The sequence below is a fragment of the Sphingomonas sp. GM_Shp_2 genome (genome assembly GCF_026540875.1).
Taxonomy (GTDB): domain Bacteria; phylum Pseudomonadota; class Alphaproteobacteria; order Sphingomonadales; family Sphingomonadaceae; genus Sphingomonas; species Sphingomonas carotinifaciens.
Genome location: NZ_JALNUQ010000042.1, coordinates 1 through 26,343 on the forward strand (window position 1 = coordinate 1; position 26,343 = coordinate 26,343).

Below are 26,343 nucleotides of genomic sequence, written 5' to 3' on the forward strand. Positions count from 1 at the left end.
GAAGCGCGGATCCTGGGCGAGGTCGGGGACGATGAAGAGGCCGGGCTGGCGGATCGCGTGGGCGCAGATGGAGGCGTCGAGGGGGAGTTCGCAGGCACCGATGCCGACCTCCGCCTTGAACCATTGCCGGTCGCCCGCCACGAGATTGACCACCGCCATCGGCGCTTCAAACACATCGGCGGCCAGCCGGGCGATATCGTCAAACTCCGCCTCCCGCGAAGTATCCAGAATCGCGTAGGATTCCAGTTCAGCGAGGCGATCGGCCTCGGTCCAGGCAGGGGTTGAGGCAGCGGTCACTTGGGGCGATTACCTGAGGGACGGGGGAAGCATCAACAAACATCGCCGCACGCTGGTTGCGCCCGCGCCGAAAAGCTTCGCCGCGAACGGGGCCGCGAACAAGTTCGGCAGCCATTCGTTCGAACCCCGTGCAGACCGCCCCCTCCCCCACCCGCGCCGGCATCGGCACCTGGAAGCCGCGCCGCGTGGTCGTGACGCGTTCCGCACGCGATTTCGCGCATGGACGCGCCATTCTGGTGCGGGCCGAGCGTATGGGGATCGAGGTGGTGGAACTGTCGGGGGACCGTCTGACGCTGGGGTTCGAGGACGATCCGCGCCGCGCCTATGCCGAGGCCAAGGCGACGCTGGCGGTGGTGGTGGCGCCGCCGTCGAAACGCCGGTTGCAGCCGATCGCGCCAAGCGCGGACTGGCGGGTCGACCTGGCGGAAGGATGCCCGGCGCATTGCAGCTACTGCTATCTCGCGGGATCGCTGAAGGGGCCGCCGATCACCCGCGTCTATGCCAATCTGGACGAGATACTGGACGGCCTGCCCGCCTATCTGGGGCAAGGCACGATCACCTCGCGCAGCAGCGCGCGGGCGCATGAAGGGACGACGTTCGAGGCGTCGTGCTATACCGACCCCCTTGCGCTGGAGCCGCTGACGGAATCGCTGTCCGCGGCCATCGCATGGTTCGGGCGGTGGAACGTGCCCGCGCAACTGCGCTTCACCAGCAAGTTCGCCGATGTGGCCCCCCTGCTGACGCTCGACCATGGCGGGCGCACGCGGATGCGTGCATCGATCAACCCGCGCGCCTTTGCCCGGTTCGAGGGGGGCACCGCGCCCGTCGCGCAGCGGCTGCGCGCGCTGGGGCAGATGGCGGCGGCGGGCTATCCGGTCGGACTGACGATCGCGCCGATCATCGCGGCGGAAGGGTGGCAGACGGCCTACGGCGCGCTGATCGACGATGCCGCCACCGCACTGGCGGGGGTGGCGGACCTGGACCTGACCGTCGAGTTGATAACCCACCGCTTCACCGCCGGATCGAAGGCGGTGCTGGACAGCTGGTATCCGGGATCGTCGCTGGACATGACACCCCGCGACCGGGTGACGAAGCGTACCAAGTTCGGCACCGAAAAACAGGTCTATGACGCGGCCACCATGCGCGACCTGCGCCAGTTCTTCGAGCGCCGCATCGCCGAGGCCTTGCCGATGGCGCGGGTGCTGTACTGGACATGACCGTCTTCTTCACCGCGGACACCCATTTCGGCGATCACCGCACGATCAACATCTCGCGCCGGCCCTTCGCCTCGACCGCGGAGATGGACGAAACGCTGATCGCCCGCTGGAACGCAGTCGTCGCACCCGGCGATACGGTGTGGCATCTGGGCGACGTCGCGCGGCGCCCCGCCGATGTCGCCGCCCTGCTGGCGCGGCTGAACGGCACCAAGCATCTGCTGCGCGGGAACAACGATCCGGAGGACACGCTGGCCGCACCCGGCTGGGCCAGTACCGGCGATTATGCCGAGCTGACACTGGACGATCACCGGCTGGTGCTGTGCCATTATCCTTTCCGCAGTTGGAACGGACAGCATCGCCGCGCGATCAACCTGCACGGCCACAGCCATGGCCGGTTGAAACCGATGCCGCGGCAATTCGATGTCGGCACCGACGTGCACGACTTCGCCCCCGTGACGCTATCCGACCTGTTGAGGACCTGACACATGAGCGAGGAATCGAAGGGCCGGGCCGTGCCCGGCGGACGGATCGGGCGACTGGGCGGCATGGGCCGCATCGTCGGCGGCATCGCCGGGGGCATCGTGACCGAGGGCGCCCGGCGACTGGCGGCGGGCGAACGGCCGAGAATGAACGACCTGATCCTGACGCCCAAAAACGCGGCACGGGTGGCGGATCAGCTCGCCAATCTGCGCGGCGCGGCGATGAAGCTGGGCCAGATGATTTCGATGGATGCCGGCGACATCCTGCCGCCCGAACTGACGCAGATCCTGGCCCGCCTGCGCGACAATGCGCATCACATGCCGCCCAAGCAACTGGACGGCGTCCTCACGGCGGAATGGGGGCGCGACTGGCGCCGCAAGTTCCGGCATTTCCAGGCGCATCCGATCGCCGCCGCGTCGATCGGACAGGTCCACCGCGCCGAGATGCCCGATGGCCGCACGCTGGCGATCAAGGTGCAATATCCGGGGATCGCGAACAGCATCGACGCCGATGTCGACAATGTCGCGACCTTGCTGCGCGTCTCGGGCCTGTTGCCGCGCGAGCTGGATATCGCGCCGCTGCTGGGCGAGGCCAAGCGGCAGTTGCACGAGGAAGCCGATTACGAGCGCGAGCGCGCGATGCTGGAGCGGTATCGCACGCTGGTCGGCGACGATCCCGCCTATGTGGTGCCGGGGTCCGACCCGGCGCTGAGCACCGGCCGGGTGCTGGCGATGGAATTCGTGGCCGGCGAGCGGGTGGAGGTGCTGGAGGCGGCCGATCAGGCGACGCGCGACAAGGCGGCCGAGGCGCTGGTGCGGCTGATGCTGCGCGAGCTGTTCGCCTGGGGGGTGATGCAGACCGATCCCAACTTCGCCAACTATCGTTGGCAGGCGGATACGGGCCGGCTGGTGCTGCTGGATTTCGGGGCGGCGCGGGTGATCCGGCCGGAGACGCAGGCCGCCTATCACCGGCTGATCCTGGCGGGGCTGAGCGGCGACCGCGACGCGGTGCGCGTGGCGGCGGTGGAAACCGGCTTTCTGGGCGCGGCGGCGACCGAACGGCACCGGGCGACGGTGGACCGGATGATCGGGGTGATCCTGGCCAAGCTGGACCAGCCGGGCGCGTTCGACTTCGGCGACCGTGCCTTCGTCCCGGTGCTGCGGCAGGAGGCGGCGACGATGGCGGAGGACCGGGATACGTGGCACCTGCCGCCGGTGGATACGCTGTTCGTGCAGCGCAAGGTGAGCGGGACTGCCCTGCTGTGCGCGCGGTTGAAGGCGCGTGTGGATGTGCGGGGGATGGTCGAGGGGTACAGGCACGCTTCATTCGGTGCGGCGGGAGGGTGAGGGGTGGCCAAGCAGTGCGGCGCTTGTGGCGGCCCCTCACCCTTCCCACGGCTGCGCCGCGGGTCCCCTCCAGCATCAGGTCGTCCATGCCCCCGGCATGGACTGAACAGCGCGGGGCGCTGTTCACCTGATGCTCCCCGGAGGGCAGAGGGCGTTAGAGGGCCACCTGCGCATCGGGTATCCCCAAACCCGTGACGAAGCGGTTCCATATCTCCACCGGCAGCGCGCCGCCGGTGGCCTGGGCGTGGCCGTTGCCGTAGCGGCCATCGGCGCCGTCGGGGCGGTGTTCGGCGAGAAAGGCGAGGAGATCGCGACCGGTGGCAGAGCGGGTGGCGAAGTGGACCCAGCCGGGGCGGTAGCCGCTGTTCGCCGCGATCACGATCTTGTCGCGCAGCCGTCCGCGCCATTGCTGGGCGATCAGAGGATGGATCTGGCAGGGCGAGGCGAAGAGGAGCAGCGCGACGTCGCCGGCGATCCGGGGAGGAACGCGGCGGGCGGCCTCCACCGCGTCACGCACCTCCGCCTTTGCCGCCGCGAGCGCCTGGACGTCCGGCCCCTCCCCCCTGGTGATCGCCTTGGGCCCGTCGCCGGCGAGCAGCAGGCGGAGCGCGGGCCCCGCATCGGCGGCGGCGGTGCGGCGCGGTGCGTTGACCAGCGACACGGCATCGCGCAGCGCGGTCTTGCCCCAGCGGCTCTGCGCCTCGGCCAGTTCGGGAAAGCCCGCCGCCTCCGCCATGTCGCCGATCAGGCCGAGTGCGGCGAGCCAGAGCAGGTCGCTCTGGTCGCCCAGCGCCGTCGTCGCCCACCAGGCGATCAGGGCGCTGGTCGGTTCGGGATCGAGCGCGTGGCCGCTCAGCGTGACGGCGTCGGGGGGTGTGCCGGTCGGGCGGTGATGGTCGACGACCAGTGTCGGCGTGCCGGCAAGCACCGGTTCGGCGCGGGTGCCGAGATCGGCGAGGATCAGCCCGCCGGGGTTCAGGGCGCGCAACCGGCCTGCGAAATCCTCGTCCCACGGCGTCTGCGCCTTGCCGACGATCACCGGTTCGGCGGTGCGGCCGGCGTTGCGCAGCGCGCGCGTGAGGATGGCGGCGGCGGCAAGGCCGTCCGCGTCGAAATGTGCGGGGACCGCGATCGTCTCGTCGGGCGCGATGCGGCCAAGGAAGCGTGCCATGCCGCTGGCGGCGGCGGTTCGGGGGTCGGCCGGGTTCAGGGTCATGCGGGCACAACGCGGGATGGGCGATGTGGATACCGGTGCACGGCGGGCGATGGCGGGATAGTGCGACGATCCGTTCGGCCTTGCGCGAAGTCTAAGGCCGAACGGACATGGGATTGGCGTGCTGCCTGTTAAGCGATCGGCCGGGTCTTGTCGATGGTGACGCGGTGGGTGGCGGTCACCCGGCGGGTGAAGGGTTTGGCGAGGATGGTCGACACCGCGATATGTTCGGCGGTGGCGGCATCGGGGGTGAGGGTCAGCAGCGTATAGCCCTTCGAATCCTGGTCGCAGAACACGACCTCGCGATTCTGCTCGGCCAGCACCTTGCCGAGGCCGGGGAGCAGCGAGCCATAGGACGGGCTGGTGATCGCGGTGGCCCCGAACTCGGCGGCGACGAGGTGGCCGGCATCGTCGTACAGGTCGTTCGACCACGCCGCATGGCTGTCCCCCGACAGGACGATCGGACGCGCGCCGGCACGCCGGAAGCTCTGGTAGAGCCGTTCGCGGGCCGCCGGATAGCCGTCCCACGAATCGAGGCTGAAGGGGATGCCGACGCGGTAGCTGGCGAGCGACCTGGCCAGCCGGTCGCGATATGCCGCCGGAATGCGGGCAAGCGTCGCGGCGTATTTTTCGGCGCCCAATGCCTTTTCCAGATCGGGGCCGGCGACGCGCGCCATTACCACCTGATTGCCGAGCAGCTGCCACGGCTTGTTCGCGCGGACCGAGCGGGCCAGCACGTCCTCCAGCCAGCGCTGCTGCTGCGCGCCGAGCATCTCGCGGTCGGGGCGGGCGGCTTCGGCCAGGGCGGCGGCATAATCGCCGGACGCGGGCGCCTGCCCCTTGGGCGCGACCTGTTCGCTGCGCGCGAGCAGCCGGGTCTCCACCATCGCCAGCGTTGCCAGGTCGCCGAACTCGAAGCTGCGGAAGATGGCCTCGCGACCCAGCCCGCGACGCGATTCGCGGATCGGCATCCATTCGAAATAGGCCTGCATCGCCGCCGCCTTGCGCGCGGCCCAGTCGCCCTCGGTCGCGGGGTCGTGGTTCTCGGCGCCGCCGACCCAGCCGTCATTGGCGACCTCGTGATCGTCCCACACGCAGATAAAGGCGGCGCGGGCGTGGGCGGCCTGCATATCGGCATCGCGCTTAACCTGTGCGTGGCGGCGGCGATAGTCGGACAGCGAGACGATCTCGTGCGCCGGATCGGGCAGGCGGTTCAGCTTGCGGCCGATGTCCGCGCCGTACCCCCCGGCGCCATATTCATAGATATAATCGCCGAGATGGAGAACCGCGTCGAGCCGGGGCAGCGCCGCCATGTCGGCATAGGCGTTGAACAGGCCGCCGGGATATAGCTGGCACGAGGCGACGGCCAGGACGAGGCGGTCGACCGCGCCCCTGGGCAGGGTGCGGAAGCGGCCGGTGGGCGAGCGGGTGCCGGCGGCGTCGGTGAACCAGAACCAGTAGTCGCGGCCGGGCGCGAGGCCGGTTACCTCCAGCTTGGCGGTATGGTCGGCGGCGGCGCGGGCGACGACCCGGCCGGTGTGGCGGGGCGCGGCCTCGGGCCCGTCGGCGACGTGCCATTCCAGCGCGACGTCGGCACTGGCATCGGCGGGGGTGGCGCGGGTCCACAGCACGGCGCCGTCCGCGGCCGGGTCGCCGCTGGCGATGCCGTGCTCGAAACGGGCGCTGGCCGGGCCACGTGCCACAGCCGGAATGGAAAGGCTGGCGCCGCCGCCGATCAGGGCGAGGGCCCCGCGCCGTCCGATGATGGTCATGGGTTCGTCTTTCGAAAAGGAGGGCATCAGAAGCGCGCGGTCGCCTGCGCGCCGTAGAAGCGCGGCTCGCCGGGGATGTAGGTGGGGATGCCGAAGCCGCCGCCGGTGTTGCCGGCGTCGAGGAGATAGTCGCGGTCGAAGGCGTTGCGGATGAAGCCGGCCAGCTCATAGGCGCCGTCCGCGAAGCTGATCCCGGCGCGCGCGTTGACCAGCGTGACGGGGCCTTGCGACGTGGCGGGGCTGTTGGGCAGTTCGAAGAAGATGCTGCTGCGATGCGTGATGCTGGGCGTGGCGAACAGGCGCATGCCACCGCCCAGCGGCGCATCGACGGTGAACCCGCCCGCCGCCTGCCATTTGGGCTGAAGCCGGAAGCGGGCGCCGGAGAAGGCGGGCGCGAAGCTGTTGTTCCGGTCGATGCCGCCATCGATATAGCCGACATTGCCGAACACGTTCAGCCAGCGGACCGGGCGGATGCTCAGTTCGGCCTCGACGCCCAGATTGCCGGCCGATCCGGCGCTTTGCGTGATGGCGGTGCCGTTCGCCTGCTGCACGCTGACCTGGAAGCCGTCATATTTCTGGTAATAGACGCCGAGCGAGCCGGAGATGCCGCCATGGCTGGCCTTGATGCCGCCCTCGTAATTCCAGACGACCTCCTCGGGCACGCGTTGCACGTTGGGGATCGCGCCGGCGGCGGAGGCGCGGGCGTTGAGCTGCACCACCGGCGAGCGGCGGCCCTTGGAGATGGTGGCGTAGACGTTCACCGCCGGGCTCAGGCGATACAGCGCGTTGAAGCGCGGCAGGATCGCGGCATAGCTTTGCTGCGCGGTGAAGGTGCGGCCCCCGGTATCGACCTGGTTGGGCACCAGCGAGGCGCCGACGCCGCGCGCCGCCAGCTGCGCACGCAGTGCCGCCGGCAGCAGCGCCGGGAGGATCGGGCGCGGAACGCTGGCGATATAGCCGGACTTGCGCTGTTCGATCAGCACGCGCGCGCCCGCGGTCAGCTCGAGCGCGGGCACCGGGATCCAGGTGGTGTCGGCAAAGACCGAGTAGCTGTCGTTCTGCCCCTGATTCTCGGTCACCGAGCTGTAGGGGATCTGCGTCAGCCGGCCGCCGGTGACCTGTGCGGTGGTGCCGGCCGCGACAACGGTGCCCGCGGCATTGACGCAGCCACCGGTCAGCGCGCCCGCAAGGCAGCCGATGAACGTCCCCTCCTCACCCGAGAAGGGCACGCGCTGGAAATTGTCCTCCACGAAGACGTTCCAGCCGAACGAGGCGCGCCAATGATCGTCGGCATAGTTGAAGCGGCCTTCATGGCTGGCCTGCCAGCCCTTGGCGATTTCGGCGAATTCGAGATACCAGGCGGCCGAACCGTCGGCATCGAACACCTCGGCACTGTCGAAGCGGCGATAGCCGTTGACGGTGGTGAAGTTCCAGCCATCGGCAAAGTCGTAGCTGGCGGTCAGGTTGACGTCATAGACCTTGCGGTCGAGGCCGAGCTGGTCGTTGCCGAGCACCTGCGCCGACAAGGGCGAGCCGCCCAGGTTCGCACGACCGAACGGGTTGCCGGGGCCATCCTCGGTCGGCAGGGCGCGCGAGATAAAGGGGGTGCCGCCATTGTCCTGCCGGTCGAAGGTGCCGATCAGGTCCACGGTCAGCGCGTCGGTCGGGGTGTAGCGCAGCGAGGCGCGGATGCCGAGTTGGTCCTGCGCATAGAGGTCGCGCTTCTGGCGCGGCGACAGGTTCTCGACATAGCCGTCGCGCGTCTTCCATTCAAAGGCGACGCGCCCGGCGATGACGTCGTTGCCGGCATTGAGAAAGCCGGACAGCAATGTCTGGTCGAAATTGCCGTAGCCGCCGGTCAACGTGCCCGAGAAACCCTCGCGTGGGCGGGCCGAGGTCAGGCTGATCGCGCCGACCGCGGAAGCGGTGCCGAACAGGGTCGCCTGCGGCCCCTTGATCACCTCGACCCGTTCCAGATCGTAGATCGCCTGGTAGGAGCCGCGCGACCGCGAGATATCGACGCCGTTATAATAAAGGGTAACGCGTGGCCCCTGCTGCGACGATCCCGAGTCCGAGGTAATGCCGCGGATGACGATGCCGGGATTGTTGGCGCTCTGTTCCTGGATGTTGAGGCCGGGGATATAGCTGGACAGCTCGTCCAGATCGCCGACGCCGAGTTCGGCGATGCGCTGGCCGCTGAGCGCCGAGATGGTGATGGGCACGTCCTGCGCCCGTTGCTCGATCTTTTGCGCGGTGACGATGATGTCGTTGCCGCTCCGCTCGCCTGCGTCTTCGGGCTGTGCGGAGGCCTGGGCGAAAGCGGGCGTGGTGCAGAAGGATACGGACGCGAGCAGCGCCGCGGCAAAAGAAGGACGCGAGATCATGGTTACCCCTTTGGAAGTGGGCAAGCCATTGGCGGTACTAGATGAAATCGCCGCGACGGTCTCGTTACGCGGGTGTGACAAACCAGATAAGTCACACAAGCGGACGCGCACCCCAGCGAGGCGCGTTCAGGCATCGGCGATGTGGGAGGTCCGCCGTGACAGCGGAAAAACCGTGGTGACCCCTACGAGAATCGAACTCGTGTTTTCGCCGTGAGAGGGCGACGTCCTAACCGCTAGACGAAGGGGCCGTTCGGTGGAGGCGCGCTGTTATCCGTAGAGGCCGTAGCCGTCAAGCGGATTTGCGCGCTTTGCTGTGGATAAGTGGGGAGCGCCCTCCCCACTTATCCATCGGTTCAGGCCGCGTCGCGTCGGCGTTCGGCCATTTCGGCGTTCAGCATTTCGGCGAGCAGGAAGGCCAGCTCGATGCTCTGGCTGGCGTTCAGGCGCGGGTCGCAATGCGTGTGGTAGCGGTCGGCCAGCGTCTGTTCGGTCACGTCGATCGCGCCGCCGGTGCATTCGGTGACGTTCTGCCCGGTCATTTCGGCGTGGATGCCGCCGGCATGCGTCCCCTCCGCCCGGTGCACCGCAAAGAAGCCGCGCACTTCGGCCAGGATACGGTCGAAGGGGCGCGTCTTGTAGCCGGTGGCGGCCTTTACGGTGTTGCCGTGCATCGGATCGCACGACCAGACAACCGGATGGCCTTCGCGCTTCACCGCGCGGACCAGTTTGGGGAGCGCCGCCTCGATCTTGTCATAGCCGTAGCGGGTGATGAGCGTCATGCGGCCGGGCACGCGGCCCGGATTGAGCGTGTCGAGCATGCGCAGCAGCGCGTCCGGCTCCAGCGAAGGGCCGCATTTCACGCCGATCGGGTTGCCGATGCCGCGCAGGAACTCGACATGCGCCGACCCCTCGAACCGGGTGCGGTCGCCGATCCACAAGAAATGGGCGGAGGTGTCGTACCAGTCGCCGGTCAGCGAATCCTGCCGGGTCAGTGCCTGCTCGAAGGGGAGCAGCAGCGCCTCGTGGCTGGTATAGAAATGCGTCTGCGACAGTTGCGGCACGGTTTCCGGATCGATCCCGCACGCCGCCATGAAATCAAGCGCCTCACCGATCCGGTTTGCGGTTTCGGTATATTTCTGCGCCCAAGGGCTGCGGCCCATGAAGTCATGCGTCCAGCGGTGCACCTGGTGAAGATTGGCATAGCCCCCTTGCGCAAAGGCGCGCAGCAGGTTCAGCGTCGCCGCCGACTGCGCATAGGCGCGCAGCATCCGCTGCGGATCGGGAATGCGCGACGCCGCGGTGAAGGCGATGTCGTTGACATTGTCGCCGCGGTAGCTGGGCAGTTCGACGCCGTCGATCGTCTCGGTAGGGGTGGAGCGCGGCTTGGCGAACTGGCCCGCCATGCGGCCGAGCTTCACCACCGGCAGCTTCGACGCGAAGGTCAGCACCACCGCCATCTGGAGGATGACGCGGAAGGTGTCGCGGATGTTGTTCGCGCTATGCTCCGCAAAGCTTTCCGCGCAGTCGCCGCCCTGAAGCAGGAAGCCGCGCCCCTCCGCCACTTCGCCGAGCGACGCCGTCAGGTTGCGCGCCTCGCCGGCGAAAACGAGCGGCGGATAGCTGGCGAGCGCGTCGGTCGCCTGTGCCAGCGCGGCGGCATCGGGATAGTCGGGAAGCTGACGGGCTTCGGCGGTGGTCCAGCTATTGGGGGCCCAGTTCGCGGCCATGGCGATCACTTTCTTCACATTCGATTGCCGGCTCCCATGCGCCGATTTTCCGCTTCGCGCAACGAAGATGGCCTTTCACCCCCCTGCCCCGCGCGCAATGTTGCGCGAATGCGACGAGGCTTCCGGTCGCGGCGGCGGCGGGCTAGGCAGCGGGGCATGAGATCGATGCTTGCCGCCGCCGCACTGCTCGTGGCGCTGCCCGCACCCGCGCCCGCCCCGGCGCAGGAAACGCCCGAGCAATTCGCCGCGCTGCGCGAGGTGGACATGCGGCTGGCCGGGATCGCGTGGCGGCTGGCGACCGCCAACCGTGCGCTGTGCCGCGACCTGGCACCAGTGCCGGGCATCGCGATCCATGCGATCGACCAATATGATCCGAAACTCCGCGCCGGCCTGCCCGCCATCTTCGGGTTCGAGGCGCCCGTGGCGGTGGAAGGCGTGGTGCCGAACAGCGCCGCGGCGCGCGCGGGCGTGCGGCCGAACGAGGGGATAAGCGCGGTGGCCGGTCAGGCGCTGGCGATCAGCCCCGCCGGGCGCGCGCAGGCGAGCAGCGCGACACGCGATGCCGCCGCCGCCGTGATCGCCCGGCAACCGGCGGATGCGCCGCTGGCGCTGACGCTGGTACAGGGCGGGCGGACCCGCACGGTGACGGTGCCGCCCTCCCCCGGCTGTCGGTCGCGGTTCGAGGTACTGGTCGGGCCGGGCCTGTCGGCATCGGCGGACGGGGATATCGTGCAGATCGGCGTGCGCTTCTTCGAACGGTTCGACGACGACATGATCGCGGTGGTCGTCGCGCACGAATTTGCGCACAACATCCTGAAGCATCGCGAGCGGCTGGATGCGGCGGGGGTTAAGCGCGGGCTGCTGTCCGAGTTCGGGCGCAACGGGCGGCTGTTCCGCCAGACCGAGAACCAGGCGGACCTGCTGGGCATGCACCTGCTGCGCAATGCCGGGTGGGACCCGGCGCTGGCGGTGCGTTTCTGGCGCGAGCATGGCGGCGAGGTGGACGGTGGCCTGTTCCGCAGCCGCACGCACCCCTCGTCCAAGGCGCGCGGCGATGCGGTCGCCGCGGAGATCGCGGCGATCCCCGCGGGAAGTGCGTTGCCCTATCTGCCGCCGGTGCTGGCGGAGCGGGACAAGCCGCTCAACTAGCGGCCGATCGCGGTGTAGCGGAAGCCGGCCGCTTCGACCGCGTCGCGACGATAGACGTTGCGCAGGTCGACCATGTTGCGCGTCGCCATGATCTGGCCGAGGCGCTTGATGTCGAGCGCGCGGAATGCGTCCCATTCGGTGACGATCACGACGGCATCGGCGCCCTCCGCCGCCTCATACGCGTCGCGGCAATAGACGAGGTCGGGCATCATCGCCCTGGCCGCCTCCATCCCCTCCGGATCATAGGCGCGGATGGTGATGCCTTCGTCCGCCAGGCACTGGGCGATGGCGATGGCGGGCGCGTCGCGCATGTCGTCGGTATTGGGCTTGAAGGTCAGGCCGAGCAGCGCGATCGTCTTGCCACGGTGATCGGGGCCCAGCGCGTGGATGATCTTGCGCCCCATCGCGCGCTTGCGCGTGTCGTTCACCTGCACCACCGCCTCGACGATGCGCATCGGGCTGGCCGCGTCCTCCGCGGTCTTGAGCAGGGCCAGCGTGTCCTTGGGGAAGCACGAACCGCCATAGCCGGGGCCGGCGTGGAGGAACTTGCGGCCGATGCGGTTGTCCAGCCCGATGCCGCGGCTGACATCCTGCACGTCGGCACCCACCGCCTCGCACAGGTCGGCGATCTCGTTGATAAAGGTGATCTTCGTCGCGAGGAACGCGTTGGCGGCGTATTTGGTCAGCTCCGAGGTGCGGCGGCCGACGAACAGGATGGGCGATTCGTTGAGGTAGAGCGGGCGATAGATTTCATGCATCACGGCGCGGGCGCGTTCGTCGTCGGTGCCGATGACGATGCGGTCGGGGCGCTTGAAGTCGCCGATCGCGGCGCCTTCGCGCAGGAATTCGGGGTTGGAGACGACCTGCACGTCGTGACCCGGCGCCAGACGGCGCATGATCTCCTCCACCCGGTCGCCGGTGCCGACGGGAACTGTGGACTTGGTGACGACCACGGTCGCCCCGGTGACGGCGGCGGCGATCTCCTCGGCCGCGGCATAGACATAGGTCAGGTCGGCATGGCCATCACCATGGCGGCTGGGGGTGCCGACCGCGATGAACACGGCGTCCGCGCCTGCGACGGCGCCGGCCAGATCGGTGGTGAAGGACAGGCGGCCCGCGTCCACATTGGTGGCGACGAGCTGGTCGAGGCCGGGCTCGTAGATCGGCATGCGACCGGCCTTCAGCGCGTCGATCTTGCCCGCATCCTTGTCGACGCAGGTCACGTCATGGCCGAAATCCGACAGGCAGGCGCCCGAGACGAGGCCGACATAGCCCGAGCCGATCATCGTGATACGCATTGGCGAAACGTCCCTGTGGCGGGGGGCGAGGTGCCCCGGAAAAGCGGGTGTCTAACCGATCGGCCCGTCTTTTCCAGCAGGCTTGGTACGGTCGGCCGATTGTGCGACGCGGCAGGATCGGCGATGGAGAGGCGATGAACATTCCTGCGCTCTACGCCGACCTGATCCAGTGGATCGCGGGCGGCACCGGCATGTCCGACAGCATCCTGCACGTCCATGCCGGGATGATCGTGCTGTTCCTCGCGCGGATCGTCACCCGCCGCTCGCTGTCGACGCCGATCCCGCTGGCCTTTGTCGCGCTGGCGGAGGCGGGGAACGAGATACTGGACCGGCTGCATTACGGGTCGTGGCGTTGGGAGGATACGTCGTCGGACATCGTCAACACGCTGTTCTGGCCGACGGTCCTGTTCATCGGCCTGCGGCTACGCCGGCCGCGGGACCCGGCCGCGGTGCCGGCGCCGGAGACTGCCGAGTAAGCTGCGGCGATATCCGGGTTTTTCCCGGATAGAGGCGCATCCGCCTTTCGCACAAGGACGCCTTCGTGGCGGCTGGTGAGGGAGCGCTGGCCGTCATATGCTTCATGCGGCATGGGGGTGTCGCCGGTATCGGCCATGACGCCGGCCACACTTCCATGCTTGCAGGCCCCTGCTTCAGGCGAGCGGACCGTTGGCCACCGGCGGGTTGAAGATCGGCACGCCCTTTCCATCGTAACGGATACGCTGCACGCGGGTGTGGCGGTTGGGATCGAACAGCGGATCGCCCTTGATCGCCTCGTAATCGCGCGCGTGGAAGACCAGCATGTCGCGACCGCGCTCGTCCACGGTGAAGCTGTTGTGGCCGGGGCCGAAGATCTTGTGTTCGGGCGAGGAGGTCATCACCGGCACCGGGCTTTTGACCCAGGCGGCGGCATCCATGATGTTGGCATCGTCGCGCGCGGTGAGCATGCCCATGCAGTAGCGCGCGTCGGTGGCGCTGGCCGAATAGGTCATGAACAGGCGGCCGTTGCGCGCCAGGACCGCCGGGGCCTCCGCCACCTTGAAGCCGCGGATCTCCCAGTCCAGCGTCGGCACGGTCAGGCGGACCGGCGTGGCGGCAAAGGTCAGCGGGGTGGCGAGCGGCGCCAGATACAGGTTCGAGTTGGTCTCGATCCCCGGCTCGCGCTGCGCCCAGGCCATGTAGCGCTTGCCGCGATGGGTGAAGACGGTGGAGTCGAGGTTGAAGCTGTCCCACGGCGTCTGGAGCTGGCCGAGCACGCTCCACTTGCCGGTCATCGGATCGGGGCCGTCGCAGACCACCGCATAGGTGCGGATGCGGAACACGTCCTCGCCGCCGCCGCTGGGGCCGGCGGCGAAATACATGATCCAGCGATTGTCGATCATGTGCAGCTCGGGCGCCCAGAGGAATCCGGACATCGGCCCGGTCTTTTCATGCCGCCACAGCACTGCCTCCTTCGCAGTCGACAGGCCAGCGATGGTGCGCGAACGGCGCAGCATCAGCCGGTCATATTCGGGCACCGATCCGGTCAGGTAATACCAGCCATCGGTGTGGCGGAAGACCTGCGCATCGGCGCGGTTGCGCACTAGCGGGTTGACGATCGTGGGGGCCTTCTTCTGCGCAAAGGCGGGCATGGCGGCCGTGGCGGCGGCGCCGGCCAGGAACAGGCGGCGGGTGGGGTCGGACATGTCGCTCTCCATCGATTTCGTTCAGTTTACCGCGGTCGGCCAGCCATCGGCGCCCCAGCGCAGCGGCGCGATCCGCAGCGTCGGCGCGCCCTTCGCCTCGCGGTCATAGGCGTGATAGACGACATAATCGGTGCCGTCGGTATCGCGGAAATGGCCGGGATGGCCGGGGCCGCGAAAGCGCCCCTTTTCCTGCAGATCGGCGCGCAGGAGGATGGTGCCGCCGCCCTTCAGCATGGCGCTGCCATCCTTGCCCAGATAGGGGCCGGTGATCGCCTTCGAGCGCGCGACGACCGTGTAATAGGTGCTCGCATTGCCCTTGCAGCAATAATCATAGCTGGCGAGCAGCCAGTACCAGCCGCCATGTTCGAAGATATAGGGCGCCTCCACCGGGGCCGGCGCACCGGCGGGCGCGGGGCGGCTGGCGATCGCGATCGGCTTTGCCTTGGGGTCGGCGGGTTTGCCCGTCTTCCGGTCGAGCGCGAACAGCTTCAGCCCGCTCCAGAAGCTGCCGAGCGACAGCCAGTCGCGACCCTGTCTGTCGCGAATGAAGGCGGCGTCGATCGCGTTGAAATCGTCGGCCGGGGTCGACATCACCACCAGCCCCTCGTCCCGCCAGCCATAGCCGGGCTTGGCCGGATCGAGCGTCGGCGTGGTCAGTAGGCCGATCGCCGAGCGGTTCGATCCGAAGGTGGAGACGGCGTAGTAAAGCCGGTAGCGCCCGTCGACGAACGAGATGTCGGGCGCCCAGGCATTGCCCGATCCGGGGATCGCGGTCTTTGCCCAGGCGGGCAGCGCGGCAAGCGGTGCGGGCGCGCGTTCCCAGTGGATCATGTCGCGCGAGACACGGTGGGCGATGATGCCGTCCGGCCCCTCGCCCAACCCGGTCGAGAAGACGTGCACCACCCCGCCCTCGCGGATGATGACGGGATCGTGGACGGGCGCGATGTCACCGGTGATCCGGTCGTTCAGCGGGGTCGCCTGCGGTGCGGCGGCCCCCAGCATCAGCGCCGCCGCCGCCAGTTTCAGCCCCATTTTCAACCGGCGCATGGCCTGTCCTCTCTTAAATGGCCCCTCCCCGCGCTTCCCAGGGAGGGGCATCGCCCGCTTAACGCAGGTCGAGCATGACGACCGACTTGGCCGGCAGGGTCACGGTCAGCGTGTTGCCGCTGAGCTGCGCGCCGTTGAAAGCCGCGGGTACGAGATTGTTCGGCTGGTCGAAGGTGTTGAGCGCGTTGATCGTCGGCGCGGTCAGCACCTGACCGTTGACGCCCGATGCGTTCAGGCCGGCCAGCGTCGTGGTCACCGTGATCGCCTTGTTCGGATCGGCATTGGCGAGGCCGACATGCACCACCCCCGCCTTGTCGCGAACCGCCGACGCGCTGACCGCCGGCATCGTCCACTGCTCGTTATTGTACCAGGGCGACTTCAACTCGATCGGCAGCACCGTGGCATCGATGTACGGCTTGTACATCTTGAACACGTGATAGGTGGGGGTCAGCACCATCTTCGGCCCGTCGGTCAGGATCATCGCCTGAAGGACGTTCACCATCTGCGCGATCGCGCTCATCTTCACGCGGTCGGCATGCTTGGCGAAGACGTTGAGATGGATGGCGGCGACCAGCGCGTCGCGAAGCGAGTTCTGCTGGCGCAGGAAGCCCGGATGCGTGCCCGGGTCCTGCCCGTACCACGTGCCCCATTCGTCCACCGCCAGATAGACACGCTTCTGCGGATCATATTTGTCCATGATCGCGCTGTGCTTGCTGATCAGTTCGTCGATCTTCCACGCGCCCGCCAGCGTCTCGGCCCATGCGGTCTCGTCGAAATCGATCGCCGACGCCTTGGGCGGCCAGCCGCCGGGCGTGGTGTAGTAATGCAGCGACAGGGCATCGACCTTGTCGCCCGCCTCGCGCATCATCACCTCGGTCCAGTGATAATCGTCGACATTGGCACCGGATGCGATCTTCTGGATGCGGGTGCCGGCCGGCGCCTTGATGAAGGTGGCATAGCGGCGCGTCACGTCGGCGGCATATTCCGCCTTCATGTTGCCGCCACAGCCCCACAGCTCGTTGCCGATGCCGAAATAGGGCAGCTTCCACGGCGTCTTGCGACCATTCTTGGCGCGCTCGTCGGCCAGCGTGCCGGCGGGCGAGGTCATGTATTCGACCCACTCCGCCATTTCCTGCGGCGTGCCGTTGCCGACATTGCCCGAGATATACACCTCGGCGCCGACCTGCTCGGTCACGTCCATGAACTCGTGCGTGCCGACGGTGTTCGGCTCGGTCACGCCGCCCCAGTGCGTGTTGATCTTCACCGGGCGCTTGTTCTTGGGGCCGATGCCTTCGCGCCAATGATATTCGTCGGCGAAGCAGCCGCCGGGCCAGCGGATCACCGGCACGCCCAGGTCCTTCAGCGCACCCACCACGTCGTTGCGAAAGCCGCGCGTGTTGGGAATGCGCTTGTCGTTGCCGACCCACAGGCCGCCATAGATGCCATTGCCCAGATGCTCGGCGAACTGGGTGAAGATGCGCTTGTCATAGGTGGCGCCGGGCTGGTCGGCCCGGACCGTTGCGGTAGCGGTATCACGTGTGGGCGCAGCGGTTTGCGCCTGCACCAGCGCCGCGCTGCCCAGCAGCAGGGCGGCCGTCAGGCTCTTCCACGGTTTCATCATGTCCCTCTCCCTTGTCATGGCGACCGGCCGGTTCGGCCCGCCGGTTCGCCCGTTCAATCCTCGAATGCGTCGACCACCATGCGGTGTCCGCGCAGGAACGCATCGGCGACGAGGCGCATCGGCGCCACGTCAACATCGCTCTGCCCCGTCTGCACCAGTTCGGCGAAACGGGCGTAGAGGCCCGCATATTCGTGGTCCTCGCGCGCCTCGACCCCGTCCGGCAGGGTCAGCACCGCCCCGCCCTTCGACAAGGTGCAGGTGCCCGCATCGGTTTCGACCACGATGTCCCAGGTCTGCGGCCCCGTCTGGCGCCAGTCCAGATCCATCGTGATCGGGGTGCCGGCGCTGTCGCGGAACGACAGGTCGGCGGCGATCGGCGCGGCGCGGTTGGCGGGCAGCGACAGCGTCCCTTCGGTCAGGAAGAAGGGGCGCGGCAATATGTGCGTGGCGATCGACAGCGCGTTGATGCCGGGATCGAACACGCCCAGGCCACCCGGTTCCCAGATCCAGGCCTGCCCCGGATGCCAGACGCGCACATCCTCGCGCCAGGTGATCCGGGCGGAGCGGATTCTCTTGTCCGCCAGCCACGCCCTGGCCGGCGCGACGCCGGCGGCATAGCGCGAATGCCAGCTTGCAAACAGCGAGACACCAGCCGAGGCCGCCTCGCCTTCCAGTGCCACAACCTCGGCGAGCGTGGCGCCGGGCGGCTTTTCCAGAAAGACGTGCAGACCGCGGCCCAGCGCCTGCGCCGCAAGGTCGTAGCGGACCTGTGGCGGGGTGCAGAGCGCCACCGCATCGATCGCAGGCCCGTCCGCCAGCAGCGCGTCCAGGCTGCGGAAGTTCGGCACCTCCGCCAGCCCCTCGCCGCGCGGCGAAACGGTGGCGGCAAGCGTGAAGGCGTCGTTGCCGGCGATCGAGGGCAGATGCTGGTCGCGGGCGATCTTGCCGAGACCGACAATGGCAATGCGGATGGCGCCCATGCCGTTCAGAGCGCCTTGACCGTGGTCACCGCATCCGCGGCCCCCTCGGCACGCGCCAGCGGGTTGCGCAGCGGCAGTGTGAAGGGCGCTGCCTCGATCTCGAACACGTCGCCTTCCTGCGTGCGCACGCCGTCGGTGAAGGACAGCGTCGCGGTACCGAAGAAGTGGACATGGATGTCGCCCGGCCGGCGGAACAAGGCATATTTGAAATGGTGATGCTCAAGGTTCGCCAGCGTGTGCGACATGTTCGCCTCACCCGACAGGAACGGCTTCTCCCACAGCGTCTTGCCGTCCCGCACGATGCGGCTGGCGCCCTCGACATGGTCGGGGATGTCCCCGACGTACAGTTCGGGGCCGAGCGAAGCCTGACGCAGCTTGGAATGGGCGAGCCAAAGATAATTGTGCCGCTCGGTCACATGGTCGGAAAATTCGTTGGCGAGGCACAGCCCCAGGCGGAAGGGCGTGCCGTCCGGGCCGATCAGGTAGATGCCGGCCAGCTCGGGCTCCTCGCCCCCATCCTGCGCAAAGGCGGGCATGGTGAGCGCATCGCCGGGCGCGACCAGTTGCGAGCCGTCGCCCTTGTAGAACCATTCGGGCTGCTGGCCGACCTGGCCCTCGGCGGGCTTGCCGCCCTCGACGCCTTCCAGGAACATGCGCATCGAATCGGTCTGCTTCTCGACCGCCGCCGCCTCGCGGTGCATCTTGTCGCGGCCTTCCGCCGAGCCGAGATGGGTCAGGCCGGTGCCTGCCATCACCAGATGCGCCGGATCGGCGTGATCGATCGGCGACAGGATATGGCCGGCCGCCAGTTCGGCGGCGAGGTCGACGCTGTCCCCGGTGCCGCAGGCGCGCACCGCGTCCGCCAGGCTCTGCCCGGCTTCGATCGCGCGGGTGGCGAGCGCATGGACGCTTTCGACACCGGGCACGATGGTGGCACGGTCGCCTTCTGCGACGATTACCGAGCGGGCGCCGTCGGGCGCACGGTGCTGCAACAGGCGGATGGCCATGGTCTTCCCCTCACTGGAATCGCGCGCCGCCGTTGCGGTCGCGATGAATGATCATGAATGCATCGGCGGATCGCCCCCGCATGGGAGGGCGATCCGCCTTTGAAGCGTTACGCCGGCTGGCCGTCGATCAGGCGCGGCGTCCCTTGCGCATCGTCGCGCAGTTCCGCGGGCAACAGCGCCGCGCTCAGATTCTGGTACGACACCGGGCGCAGGAAGCGATCGATCGCCATGCTGCCGACCGAGGTCGTGCGGCCGTCTGACGTTGCCGGGAACGGGCCGCCATGCACCATCGCATGCGCGACCTCGACGCCGGTCGGCCAGCCATTGGCCAGGATGCGACCCGCCTTGCGCTCCAGGATCGGGATCAGGCGCGCGGCCAGATCGGTGTCGCCCTCGTCCATCTGGATCGTTGCGGTCAACTGGCCCTCGGCGGCGCTCAGCACCTGCGCCAGTTCCTCTGCACTCTGGCAGCGGACGAGCAGCGAGGATGCGCCGAACACCTCGTGACCCAGCGAGTCGTCGGCCAGGAACTCGGCGGCGGTGGTGGCGAAGAATGCCGCCTGGCCCTGCGCCACGCCCTCGCCGACCTGGCCGCGGGCGATCGTCTCGACATGGTTGTGCCCGGCCAGCGCCTCGACGCCCTGGTCATAGGCCTGGTGGATGCCCTTGGTCAGCATGGTCTGCGCTGCCGCACCCGGCAAAGCCTCCCGCGCGGCGTTCACGAACGCGTCCAGCCCCTCACCCTCGATCGCCAGCAACAGGCCGGGATTGGTGCAGAACTGGCCGGCGCCCATGGTGAGCGAGGCGACGAACGCCGTGCCGAGCGCCGCACCGCGCGCCTTCAGCGCCTCGGGCATCAGCACGACCGGGTTGATGCTCGACATCTCGGCATAGACCGGGATCGGCACCTCGCGACCTTGTGCGATCTGCACCAGCGCGAGGCCACCGCCGCGCGAGCCGGTGAAGCCGACGGCTTGGATGCGGGGATCGCGGACCAGTGCCGCGCCCAGTTCGTTGCTCGGGCCGGTCAGGTGGCCGAACACGCCCTCGGGCAGGCCACAGGCGGCAACCGCGCGGCGGATCGCGCCGGCGACCAGCTCACCGGTCTGCGGATGGGCGGGGTGGCCCTTCACCACCACCGGGCAACCGGCGGCGAGCGCGGAGGCGGTGTCGCCGCCCGCGGTCGAGAAGGCGAGCGGGAAGTTCGACGCGCCGAACACCGCTACGGGTCCGAGCGGGATCATGCGCAGGCGCAGGTCGGGGCGCGGCAGCGGCTGGCGATCGGGCATGGCGGGGTCGATCCGCAGGCCGAGATAGGCGCCGCGACGGACGACGCCGGCGAACAGCTTCAACTGGCCGACGGTGCGGCCGCGCTCACCCTCCAGACGCGCGCGCGGCAGGCCGCTTTCGCGCATCGCCGCTTCGATCAGCGGCTCGCCGATCGCCATGATCTCCTCGCCGATCTTTTCCAGGAAAGCGGCGCGCGCCTCGCGGTCGATCGCGCGATAGGTGTCGAACGCAGCCTCGGCCGCGGCGCAGGCGGCATCGACATCGGCGGGGCCATGAACGGCGAAAGGCTCGCCCACCGGCTGTCCGGTGGCGGAGTCGATCGAGCGGAAAGCGGTCGCCTCGGTACGATCCAGCGTGGCGGCGGCGGTGTCTGTCATGTCCTGCTCCTTGATTACTCTGACATAAAAGATCGACAGCGGTCTGGCAATCTTTATCGTTCCCCCCTTAGCCTGCAATTGATAGGCAAAGCCACGACGGGAGGATAAACAGCATGGGTGACGCGGAACGCAGTGCGGCGGACAGCGGGGTGCCGGACGCGACCAGACGAGTGCCGCGCGGGACGGGGCGTCGCCTGCACGGCGCCATCGCGCACAAGCTGGGCGTGGCGATCTTGTCCGGGGAATATGTCCCCGGCGACACGCTGTCGGGCGAGGTCGCCTTTTCGGAAGCGCTGGACGTGTCGCGCAGCGCCTATCGCGAGGCGGTACAGGTACTTAGCGCCAAGGGACTGGTGGAAAGCCGGCCCAAGACGGGCACCCGCGTGCTGCCGCGCAACCGCTGGAACCTGCTCGACCCCGACGTCCTCGCCTGGGCGTTTTCGGGCGAGCCCGATATCCAGTTCGTCCGCTCGCTGTTCGAATTGCGCGCGATCGTCGAGCCGGCCGCGGCACGGCTGGCGGCCGAGCGACGTGACAAGGCGGAGCTGAAGGCGATGAAGGAAGCGCTGGCCGCGATGCGCCGCCACACGCTGGCGACCGAGGCTGGCCGCGCCGCCGACCGCGACTTTCACGACACCATCCTGCGCGCGACGCGCAATGATGCGCTGGTGGTGCTGTCCGCGAGCATCGGGGCGGCGGTGAACTGGACGACGCAGTTCAAGCAGCGCGCGCGCGCGTTGCCGCGCAATCCGGTGCCGGACCATGTGCGCGTGTACGAGGCGATCGCGGCGGGCGATGCGGTGGCGGCGAGCGAGGCGATGCGCGTGCTGGTCGACCTAGCGCTGGAGGATACGCGCAGCGCGATGGAGGAGTGAGCGGCCCCCCCCCGCGCATGTAGAAAGGGCCGCCCGGTTTCCCGGACGGCCCTTTTTTCATGTGCCCTGTCAGGCGGTTCAGCCGACCGGCTTCTGGTCCGGCAGCGCGTTGGTCGCCTTGGACCCCCACACCGCGTAGAACAGGATATAGAGTTCGCACACCGCGGTCAGCAGGAACGAGGTCTGCAGGCCATAGGTGTCGGCCAGCCAGCCCTGCACCACCACCAGCGCGCCGCCGGCGATCGCCATGATGAGCAGGCCCGATCCTTCCTCGGTCAGCGCGCCCAGGCCCTTGATGCCGAGCGTGAAGATCGTCGGGAACATGATCGAATGGAACAGGCCGACCAGGATCAGCGACCACATCGCAACCGGACCGCTGGCGAACACGGTGATCATCATCACGATGAAGGCGAGCACCGAGAAGACCGCGAGCACGCGCTCCGCCGACACCTTCTGCATCACGAACGAACCGGCGAAGCGGCCGATCATCATGCCGCCCCACAGGAAGGTCAGGTAGCGACCCGCCTGCTCGTGCGTCAGGCCCGCGACCGTGGGCGAGCTGACGAAGTTCACGAACAGGTTGGCGACGCCGATCTCCGCGATCAGGTAGATGAAGATGGCGGGTATGCCGAACACCAGGTTGCGGTGCTTCCACAGCGAATGCTGCTTGCGCTCCGCCTTGGCGACGCGGCTGGTGGACGAACCCATCGCCGGCAGCGGGAAGCGCGCGATCACGATCGCCAGCACGACCAGCACCACCGCGACCAGCACATAGGGCAGGATCACCGACTGCGCATCCGCCAGCCGCTCCGCCTCGGTCAGGACCGCGCCCGCCTGCGCCGTGCCGCCCTTGGACCGGCCCAGGATCAGATAGGCCCCGAACAGCGGCGCCAGCATCGTGCCCAGCGAGTTGAACGCCTGCACCAGGTTGAGGCGCGACGACGCGGTCTCCGCCTTGCCGACCACCGCGACGTAAGGGTTCGCCGCCACCTGGAGCAGCGTGATGCCGCTGGCGATGACGAACAGCATGAACAGCGTCACCCCGTAGGACGGGATGCTGGCGGCCAGCGTCATGCCCAGCGCACCCGCCGCCATGATCAGCAGCCCGGTGACGAGCGACTTCTGGTAGCCGATCCGCTCGATCAGCTTGGCCGAGGGGATCGAGGCGAAGAAATAGGCGATGAACCACACGCTCTCGATCAGCGTCGTTTGCGTGTAATTGAGGTCGAACACGCTTTTCAGATGCGGCAGCAGCGTGTTGTTGATGACCGTAATGAAGCCCCACATGAAAAAGAGGCTGGCAAGCAGGGTCAGCGCCGACCGGTAATTGGTATCATCCCCGGCGCCGGGGGCCGCGGCTGCGGCGTTAACGTTGATTGGCGAAGCCATCCCACCCTTCTCCTGATCGGCACCCCGAATTGCCGCCCATCCGCGACGCAACGGCTTGCCCTTCTCTGTATTGTCCGACTATATTGCTCACCAAGACGCGTCAATGGCGTCAAGCAGGCGAAGGGATGAGGAATGCGGACGGCATCAGTCAAGGGTATGACGTTGGTAGCGGTATCGATTTTGGCTCTTTCAGGGACGGCAGCCTACGGCGCGGAGGCAAAGCGCACGCCGGCGGGCACGTTGCAGGACGGCAGCACCGTCGAGGCGATCACGCTGACCAACGCACAGGGGCTGTCCGCACGCATCCTGACGTACGGTGCGACGCTGCAATCGGTGATGCAGCCAGACCGCGCGGGCAAGACGGCCGACGTGCTGCTGGGCTATGACGATGTCGCGGCCTACGAACAGCATCCCAATTTCTTCGGCGTCACCGTCGGCCGCTATGCCAACCGCATCGCCGGCGGCAAGTTCACGCTCGACGGCAAGGCATACCAATTGCCGCTGAATGACAAGACCAATTCGCTGCACGGCGGCGGCAAGGGCTTCGACAAGCAGAACTGGCGCATCGTCTCGACCAAGAACGGCCCCACCGCCAGCGTCGTGCTGGCGCACACCAGCCCGGACGGCGAATCGGGCTATCCGGGCAAGCTGGACACCACCGTCACCTATTCGCTGGACGAGCAGGGCGCGCTCACCATCGCGTTCGAGGCGAAGACCGACAAGCCGACGATCGTCAACATGACGAACCACGCGATCTTCAACCTGAACGGCGAGGGTTCGCCGATGGGCGCGACCTTCCACAAGCTGACCATCCCCGCCGCCGCCTATACGCCGGTCGACGCCAGGCTGATCCCGACCGGCGAGCGCAAGCCGGTGGAGGGCAGCGTGTTCGACTTCCGCCGCCCGCGCGTGGTGGCCGACGGCATTCGCGACGGCCGCGACCAGCAGATCCGCTACGGCCAGGGCTACGACCATAATTTCGCGCTCGACAAGGGGCTGACCGCCACGCCGCAGCTTGCCGCACGGCTGGAGGACCCCGCCTCGGGCCGCGTGCTGGAGGTCTTGACGACCGAGCCCGGCGTGCAATTCTATACCGGCAACTTCCTTGACGGCACCTATGTCGGCAAGTCGGGCCACCTGTACCGCATGGGCGACGGCATCGCACTGGAACCGCAGAAGTTTCCGGATGCACCGAACAAGCCCGACTTCGTTTCACCGCGTGTCGATCCGGGCAAGCCGTATCGCCACACGATGATCTATCGCTTCTCCACCGCTCGCTGATCCGGAACCATCATGACCGAACCGTCCACCACACCCAAGCTGCGCAGCCGCGCCTGGTTCGACAATCCCGCCAATATCGACATGACCGCGCTCTATCTGGAGCGGTACCTGAACTTCGGGTTGAGCCTGGAGGAGTTGCAGTCGGGCAAGCCGATCATCGGCATCGCCCAGACCGGCTCCGACCTCAGCCCCTGCAACCGCCACCATCTGGTGCTGGCCGAGCGCGTGCGCGAGGGCATTCGCGAAGCGGGCGGCATCGTGCTGGAATTCCCGGTCCACCCGATCCAGGAAACCGGCAAGCGCCCGACCGCCGGGCTCGACCGCAACCTGGCGTATCTGGGCCTGGTCGAGGTGCTGTACGGCTATCCGCTGGACGGCGTGGTGCTGACCATCGGTTGCGACAAGACGACGCCGGCCGCACTGATGGCCGCCGCCACCGTCAACATTCCGGCGATCGCGCTGTCGGTCGGCCCGATGCTGAACGGCTGGCACAAGGGCGAGCGTACCGGTTCGGGCACCATTGTGTGGAAGGCGCGCCAGATGCTCGCCGCCGGTGAGATCGACGACAAGGAGTTTATCCGCCTCGTCGCCTCGTCCGCGCCGTCGACCGGCTATTGCAACACGATGGGCACCGCGACCACGATGAACTCGCTGGCGGAAGCGCTGGGCATGTCGCTGCCCGGTTCGGCCGCGATCCCCGCGCCCTATCGCGACCGTCAGGAAGTGTCGTACATCACCGGCAAGCGCATCGTGGAGATGGTGGCCGAGGACCTGAAGCCGTCCGACATCCTGACCAAGCAGGCTTTCCACAACGCGATCCGGGTCAATTCCGCGATCGGCGGATCGACCAACGCGCCGATCCACCTGGCGGCACTAGCCCGTCATATCGGCGTCGACCTGCCGCTCAAGGACTGGGAGACGGAGGGGCACAAGGTGCCGCTGCTCGTCAACCTGCAGCCGGCCGGCGAGTATCTGGGCGAGGATTATTACCGCGCCGGCGGCGTGCCCGCGGTGGTCAACCAGCTGATGGGCCAAGGGCTGATCCATGAGGATGCGCTGACCGTGAACGGCCGCACCATGGGCGACAATTGCCGCGGCGTGGAAATCGAGGACGAAAAGGTCATCCGTCCCTATGACCAGCCGCTGAAGGAAGAAGCCGGCTTCATCGTGCTGTCGGGCAACCTGTTCGATGCCGCGATCATGAAGACCAGCGTGATCGGCACCGAGTTCCGCGAACGGTACCTGTCCAACCCGAACGACCCGGATGCGTTCGAGGGACCGGCGGTCGTGTTCGACGGGCCGGAGGATTATCACCACCGCATCGACGACCCCTCGCTCGGCATCACGCCCGAGACGCTGATGTTCATGCGCGGCGCCGGCCCGATCGGCTATCCGGGCGCCGCGGAAGTCGTCAACATGCGCCCGCCCGCCTATCTGATCACCGAGGGCGTGCACGCCCTGCCCTGCATCGGCGACGGTCGTCAGTCGGGTACGTCGGGATCGCCCTCGATCCTGAACGCCAGCCCGGAGGCCGCGGCCATGGGTGGCCTAGCGCTGCTGCGCACCGGTGACCGCGTGCGCATCGACCTGAACAAGGGGACCGCCGACGTGCTGCTCTCCGACGAGGAACTGACCCAGCGCCGCGACGCGCTGGTTGCCGCCGGCGGGTACCAATATCCCGCGTCGCAGACCCCGTGGCAGGAGATGCAGCGTGCGGTGGTCGGCCAGATGAACACCGGCGCGATCCTGGAGGGTGCGGAAAAGTACCAGCGAATCGCACAGACGCAGGGACTGCCGCGCGACAACCACTAAGGGCGCGCTGACGAAGGGCGGTTGCCGGCAGGACTGCGATCCTGTCGGCCGCCGCCCTTTTTTTATAGATGAAATCCGGTTGCCGAAGGTTATTTCGGC

20 protein-coding genes, 1 tRNA gene and 1 pseudogene are annotated in these 26,343 nt (G+C 68.1%); 8 read left to right on the top strand and 14 right to left on the bottom strand.

Going from position 1 to position 26,343, the window contains the following annotated elements; all coding sequences use genetic code 11:
* On the bottom strand, positions 1 to 297 hold a 297-nt coding region (locus tag OXR08_RS13760; protein ID WP_267350660.1), incomplete at its 3' end, for a GAF domain-containing protein.
* 128 nt (positions 298 to 425) lie between these two features.
* On the opposite strand from OXR08_RS13760, the gene OXR08_RS13765 reads away from it, so the two are divergent.
* The 3 genes from OXR08_RS13765 to OXR08_RS13775 are packed head-to-tail and all read left to right on the top strand — an operon-like array spanning position 426 to position 3,340.
* On the top strand, positions 426 to 1,514 hold the full coding sequence (locus OXR08_RS13765; RefSeq protein WP_267350662.1) for a spore photoproduct lyase family protein: 1,089 nt from the start codon (positions 426 to 428) through the stop codon (positions 1,512 to 1,514).
* Positions 1,511 to 1,996 carry a metallophosphoesterase family protein gene (locus OXR08_RS13770; RefSeq protein WP_267350663.1) on the top strand — a complete coding sequence of 162 codons (486 nt, stop codon included), beginning with the start codon at positions 1,511 to 1,513 and terminating at the stop codon, positions 1,994 to 1,996. Before OXR08_RS13765 ends, OXR08_RS13770 begins: the two co-directional genes overlap by 4 nt.
* 3 nt (positions 1,997 to 1,999) lie before the next feature.
* Positions 2,000 to 3,340, top strand: a complete 1,341-nt coding sequence (locus tag OXR08_RS13775) for an AarF/ABC1/UbiB kinase family protein (protein ID WP_267350664.1) — start codon at positions 2,000 to 2,002, stop codon at positions 3,338 to 3,340.
* 154 nt (positions 3,341 to 3,494) lie between these two features.
* Here the strand turns inward: OXR08_RS13775 and OXR08_RS13780 are convergent, their stop codons facing one another.
* From OXR08_RS13780 to OXR08_RS13800, 5 genes are all read right to left on the bottom strand, one after another.
* Positions 3,495 to 4,556 (bottom strand): phosphoesterase, encoded by a 1,062-nt coding sequence (locus OXR08_RS13780; RefSeq protein WP_267350665.1) that lies wholly within the window; start codon positions 4,554 to 4,556, stop codon positions 3,495 to 3,497.
* Positions 4,557 to 4,684: 128 nt separating this feature from the next.
* Positions 4,685 to 6,325 (bottom strand): alkaline phosphatase D family protein, encoded by a 1,641-nt coding sequence (locus OXR08_RS13785; protein ID WP_267350667.1) that lies wholly within the window; start codon positions 6,323 to 6,325, stop codon positions 4,685 to 4,687.
* A 26-nt stretch (positions 6,326 to 6,351) separates the two neighbouring features.
* Positions 6,352 to 8,709 carry a TonB-dependent receptor gene (locus OXR08_RS13790; RefSeq protein WP_112383506.1) on the bottom strand — a complete coding sequence of 786 codons (2,358 nt, stop codon included), beginning with the start codon at positions 8,707 to 8,709 and terminating at the stop codon, positions 6,352 to 6,354.
* A gap of 173 nt (positions 8,710 to 8,882) precedes the next feature.
* A tRNA-Glu gene (locus OXR08_RS13795) sits at positions 8,883 to 8,957 on the bottom strand.
* Between the two features lie 105 nt (positions 8,958 to 9,062).
* Positions 9,063 to 10,436: a 3-deoxy-7-phosphoheptulonate synthase class II gene (locus tag OXR08_RS13800; protein ID WP_112383505.1), complete on the bottom strand. Its 1,374-nt coding sequence runs from the start codon at positions 10,434 to 10,436 to the stop codon at positions 9,063 to 9,065.
* 156 nt (positions 10,437 to 10,592) lie between these two features.
* Between OXR08_RS13800 and OXR08_RS13805 the strand changes: the two genes are divergently transcribed.
* Entirely contained in the window at positions 10,593 to 11,585 is a 993-nt protein-coding gene (locus OXR08_RS13805; protein ID WP_267350670.1) for a M48 family metallopeptidase, read from the top strand.
* Here OXR08_RS13805 and OXR08_RS13810 read toward each other — a convergent pair.
* Positions 11,582 to 12,883 carry a UDP-glucose/GDP-mannose dehydrogenase family protein gene (locus OXR08_RS13810; RefSeq protein WP_267350671.1) on the bottom strand — a complete coding sequence of 434 codons (1,302 nt, stop codon included), beginning with the start codon at positions 12,881 to 12,883 and terminating at the stop codon, positions 11,582 to 11,584. The genes OXR08_RS13805 and OXR08_RS13810 overlap by 4 nt on opposite strands.
* A gap of 134 nt (positions 12,884 to 13,017) precedes the next feature.
* Here OXR08_RS13810 and OXR08_RS13815 point away from each other — a divergent pair, with 134 nt between their 5' ends.
* Positions 13,018 to 13,359, top strand: coding sequence for a hypothetical protein (locus tag OXR08_RS13815; protein ID WP_112383502.1), 342 nt, complete (start codon positions 13,018 to 13,020; stop codon positions 13,357 to 13,359).
* 180 nt (positions 13,360 to 13,539) lie between these two features.
* Here OXR08_RS13815 and OXR08_RS13820 read toward each other — a convergent pair.
* The 6 genes and pseudogenes from OXR08_RS13820 to OXR08_RS13845 all read right to left on the bottom strand — a co-directional run.
* Positions 13,540 to 14,565, bottom strand: a pseudogene (locus tag OXR08_RS13820) (glycoside hydrolase family 43 protein); the annotation flags it as partial.
* A 21-nt stretch (positions 14,566 to 14,586) separates the two neighbouring features.
* Positions 14,587 to 15,612, bottom strand: coding sequence for an arabinan endo-1,5-alpha-L-arabinosidase (locus tag OXR08_RS13825; protein WP_267350673.1), 1,026 nt, complete (start codon positions 15,610 to 15,612; stop codon positions 14,587 to 14,589).
* Positions 15,613 to 15,670: 58 nt separating this feature from the next.
* Entirely contained in the window at positions 15,671 to 17,233 is a 1,563-nt protein-coding gene (locus tag OXR08_RS13830) for an alpha-N-arabinofuranosidase (protein ID WP_267350675.1), read from the bottom strand.
* Between the two features lie 53 nt (positions 17,234 to 17,286).
* Positions 17,287 to 18,213 carry a Gfo/Idh/MocA family oxidoreductase gene (locus OXR08_RS13835; RefSeq protein ID WP_267350677.1) on the bottom strand — a complete coding sequence of 309 codons (927 nt, stop codon included), beginning with the start codon at positions 18,211 to 18,213 and terminating at the stop codon, positions 17,287 to 17,289.
* A 5-nt stretch (positions 18,214 to 18,218) separates the two neighbouring features.
* A complete protein-coding gene (araD1, locus tag OXR08_RS13840; protein WP_267350679.1) occupies positions 18,219 to 19,220 on the bottom strand; it encodes an AraD1 family protein in 1,002 nt (333 codons plus the stop codon).
* Between the two features lie 107 nt (positions 19,221 to 19,327).
* Positions 19,328 to 20,887, bottom strand: a complete 1,560-nt coding sequence (locus tag OXR08_RS13845) for an aldehyde dehydrogenase (NADP(+)) (RefSeq protein ID WP_267350681.1) — start codon at positions 20,885 to 20,887, stop codon at positions 19,328 to 19,330.
* Between the two features lie 113 nt (positions 20,888 to 21,000).
* Between OXR08_RS13845 and OXR08_RS13850 the strand changes: the two genes are divergently transcribed.
* Positions 21,001 to 21,762 (top strand): FadR/GntR family transcriptional regulator, encoded by a 762-nt coding sequence (locus tag OXR08_RS13850; RefSeq protein WP_112383496.1) that lies wholly within the window; start codon positions 21,001 to 21,003, stop codon positions 21,760 to 21,762.
* Between the two features lie 78 nt (positions 21,763 to 21,840).
* On the opposite strand, the gene OXR08_RS13855 is transcribed toward OXR08_RS13850, so the two are convergent.
* On the bottom strand, positions 21,841 to 23,151 hold the full coding sequence (locus OXR08_RS13855) for a sugar MFS transporter (RefSeq protein WP_267350684.1): 1,311 nt from the start codon (positions 23,149 to 23,151) through the stop codon (positions 21,841 to 21,843).
* Positions 23,152 to 23,307: 156 nt separating this feature from the next.
* On the opposite strand from OXR08_RS13855, the gene OXR08_RS13860 reads away from it, so the two are divergent.
* Positions 23,308 to 24,432 carry an aldose epimerase family protein gene (locus OXR08_RS13860; RefSeq protein ID WP_240313612.1) on the top strand — a complete coding sequence of 375 codons (1,125 nt, stop codon included), beginning with the start codon at positions 23,308 to 23,310 and terminating at the stop codon, positions 24,430 to 24,432.
* Positions 24,433 to 24,444: 12 nt separating this feature from the next.
* The gene (locus tag OXR08_RS13865) at positions 24,445 to 26,244 is read left to right on the top strand and encodes an IlvD/Edd family dehydratase (RefSeq protein WP_112383493.1); all 1,800 of its coding nucleotides are present in this window, start codon (positions 24,445 to 24,447) and stop codon (positions 26,242 to 26,244) included.
* Positions 26,245 to 26,343: the final 99 nt, after the last annotated feature.

Excerpts from the sequence above, each read along its gene's own strand:
- OXR08_RS13815 (WP_112383502.1), top strand. The coding sequence starts at position 13,018 with ATGAACATTCCTGCGCTCTACGCCGACCTGATCCAGTGGATCGCGGGC.
- OXR08_RS13835 (WP_267350677.1), bottom strand. The coding sequence starts at position 18,213 with ATGGGCGCCATCCGCATTGCCATTGTCGGTCTCGGCAAGATCGCCCGC.
- OXR08_RS13825 (WP_267350673.1), bottom strand. The coding sequence starts at position 15,612 with ATGCGCCGGTTGAAAATGGGGCTGAAACTGGCGGCGGCGGCGCTGATG.
- OXR08_RS13770 (WP_267350663.1), top strand. The coding sequence starts at position 1,511 with ATGACCGTCTTCTTCACCGCGGACACCCATTTCGGCGATCACCGCACG.
- OXR08_RS13850 (WP_112383496.1), top strand. The coding sequence starts at position 21,001 with ATGGGTGACGCGGAACGCAGTGCGGCGGACAGCGGGGTGCCGGACGCG.
- OXR08_RS13790 (WP_112383506.1), bottom strand. The coding sequence starts at position 8,709 with ATGATCTCGCGTCCTTCTTTTGCCGCGGCGCTGCTCGCGTCCGTATCC.
- OXR08_RS13855 (WP_267350684.1), bottom strand. The coding sequence starts at position 23,151 with ATGGCTTCGCCAATCAACGTTAACGCCGCAGCCGCGGCCCCCGGCGCC.
- OXR08_RS13865 (WP_112383493.1), top strand. The coding sequence starts at position 24,445 with ATGACCGAACCGTCCACCACACCCAAGCTGCGCAGCCGCGCCTGGTTC.
- OXR08_RS13800 (WP_112383505.1), bottom strand. The coding sequence starts at position 10,436 with ATGGCCGCGAACTGGGCCCCCAATAGCTGGACCACCGCCGAAGCCCGT.
- OXR08_RS13805 (WP_267350670.1), top strand. The coding sequence starts at position 10,593 with ATGAGATCGATGCTTGCCGCCGCCGCACTGCTCGTGGCGCTGCCCGCA.
- OXR08_RS13780 (WP_267350665.1), bottom strand. The coding sequence starts at position 4,556 with ATGACCCTGAACCCGGCCGACCCCCGAACCGCCGCCGCCAGCGGCATG.
- OXR08_RS13775 (WP_267350664.1), top strand. The coding sequence starts at position 2,000 with ATGAGCGAGGAATCGAAGGGCCGGGCCGTGCCCGGCGGACGGATCGGG.
- araD1 (WP_267350679.1), bottom strand. The coding sequence starts at position 19,220 with ATGGCCATCCGCCTGTTGCAGCACCGTGCGCCCGACGGCGCCCGCTCG.
- OXR08_RS13860 (WP_240313612.1), top strand. The coding sequence starts at position 23,308 with ATGACGTTGGTAGCGGTATCGATTTTGGCTCTTTCAGGGACGGCAGCC.
- OXR08_RS13785 (WP_267350667.1), bottom strand. The coding sequence starts at position 6,325 with ATGACCATCATCGGACGGCGCGGGGCCCTCGCCCTGATCGGCGGCGGC.
- OXR08_RS13845 (WP_267350681.1), bottom strand. The coding sequence starts at position 20,887 with ATGACAGACACCGCCGCCGCCACGCTGGATCGTACCGAGGCGACCGCT.
- OXR08_RS13830 (WP_267350675.1), bottom strand. The coding sequence starts at position 17,233 with ATGATGAAACCGTGGAAGAGCCTGACGGCCGCCCTGCTGCTGGGCAGC.
- OXR08_RS13810 (WP_267350671.1), bottom strand. The coding sequence starts at position 12,883 with ATGCGTATCACGATGATCGGCTCGGGCTATGTCGGCCTCGTCTCGGGC.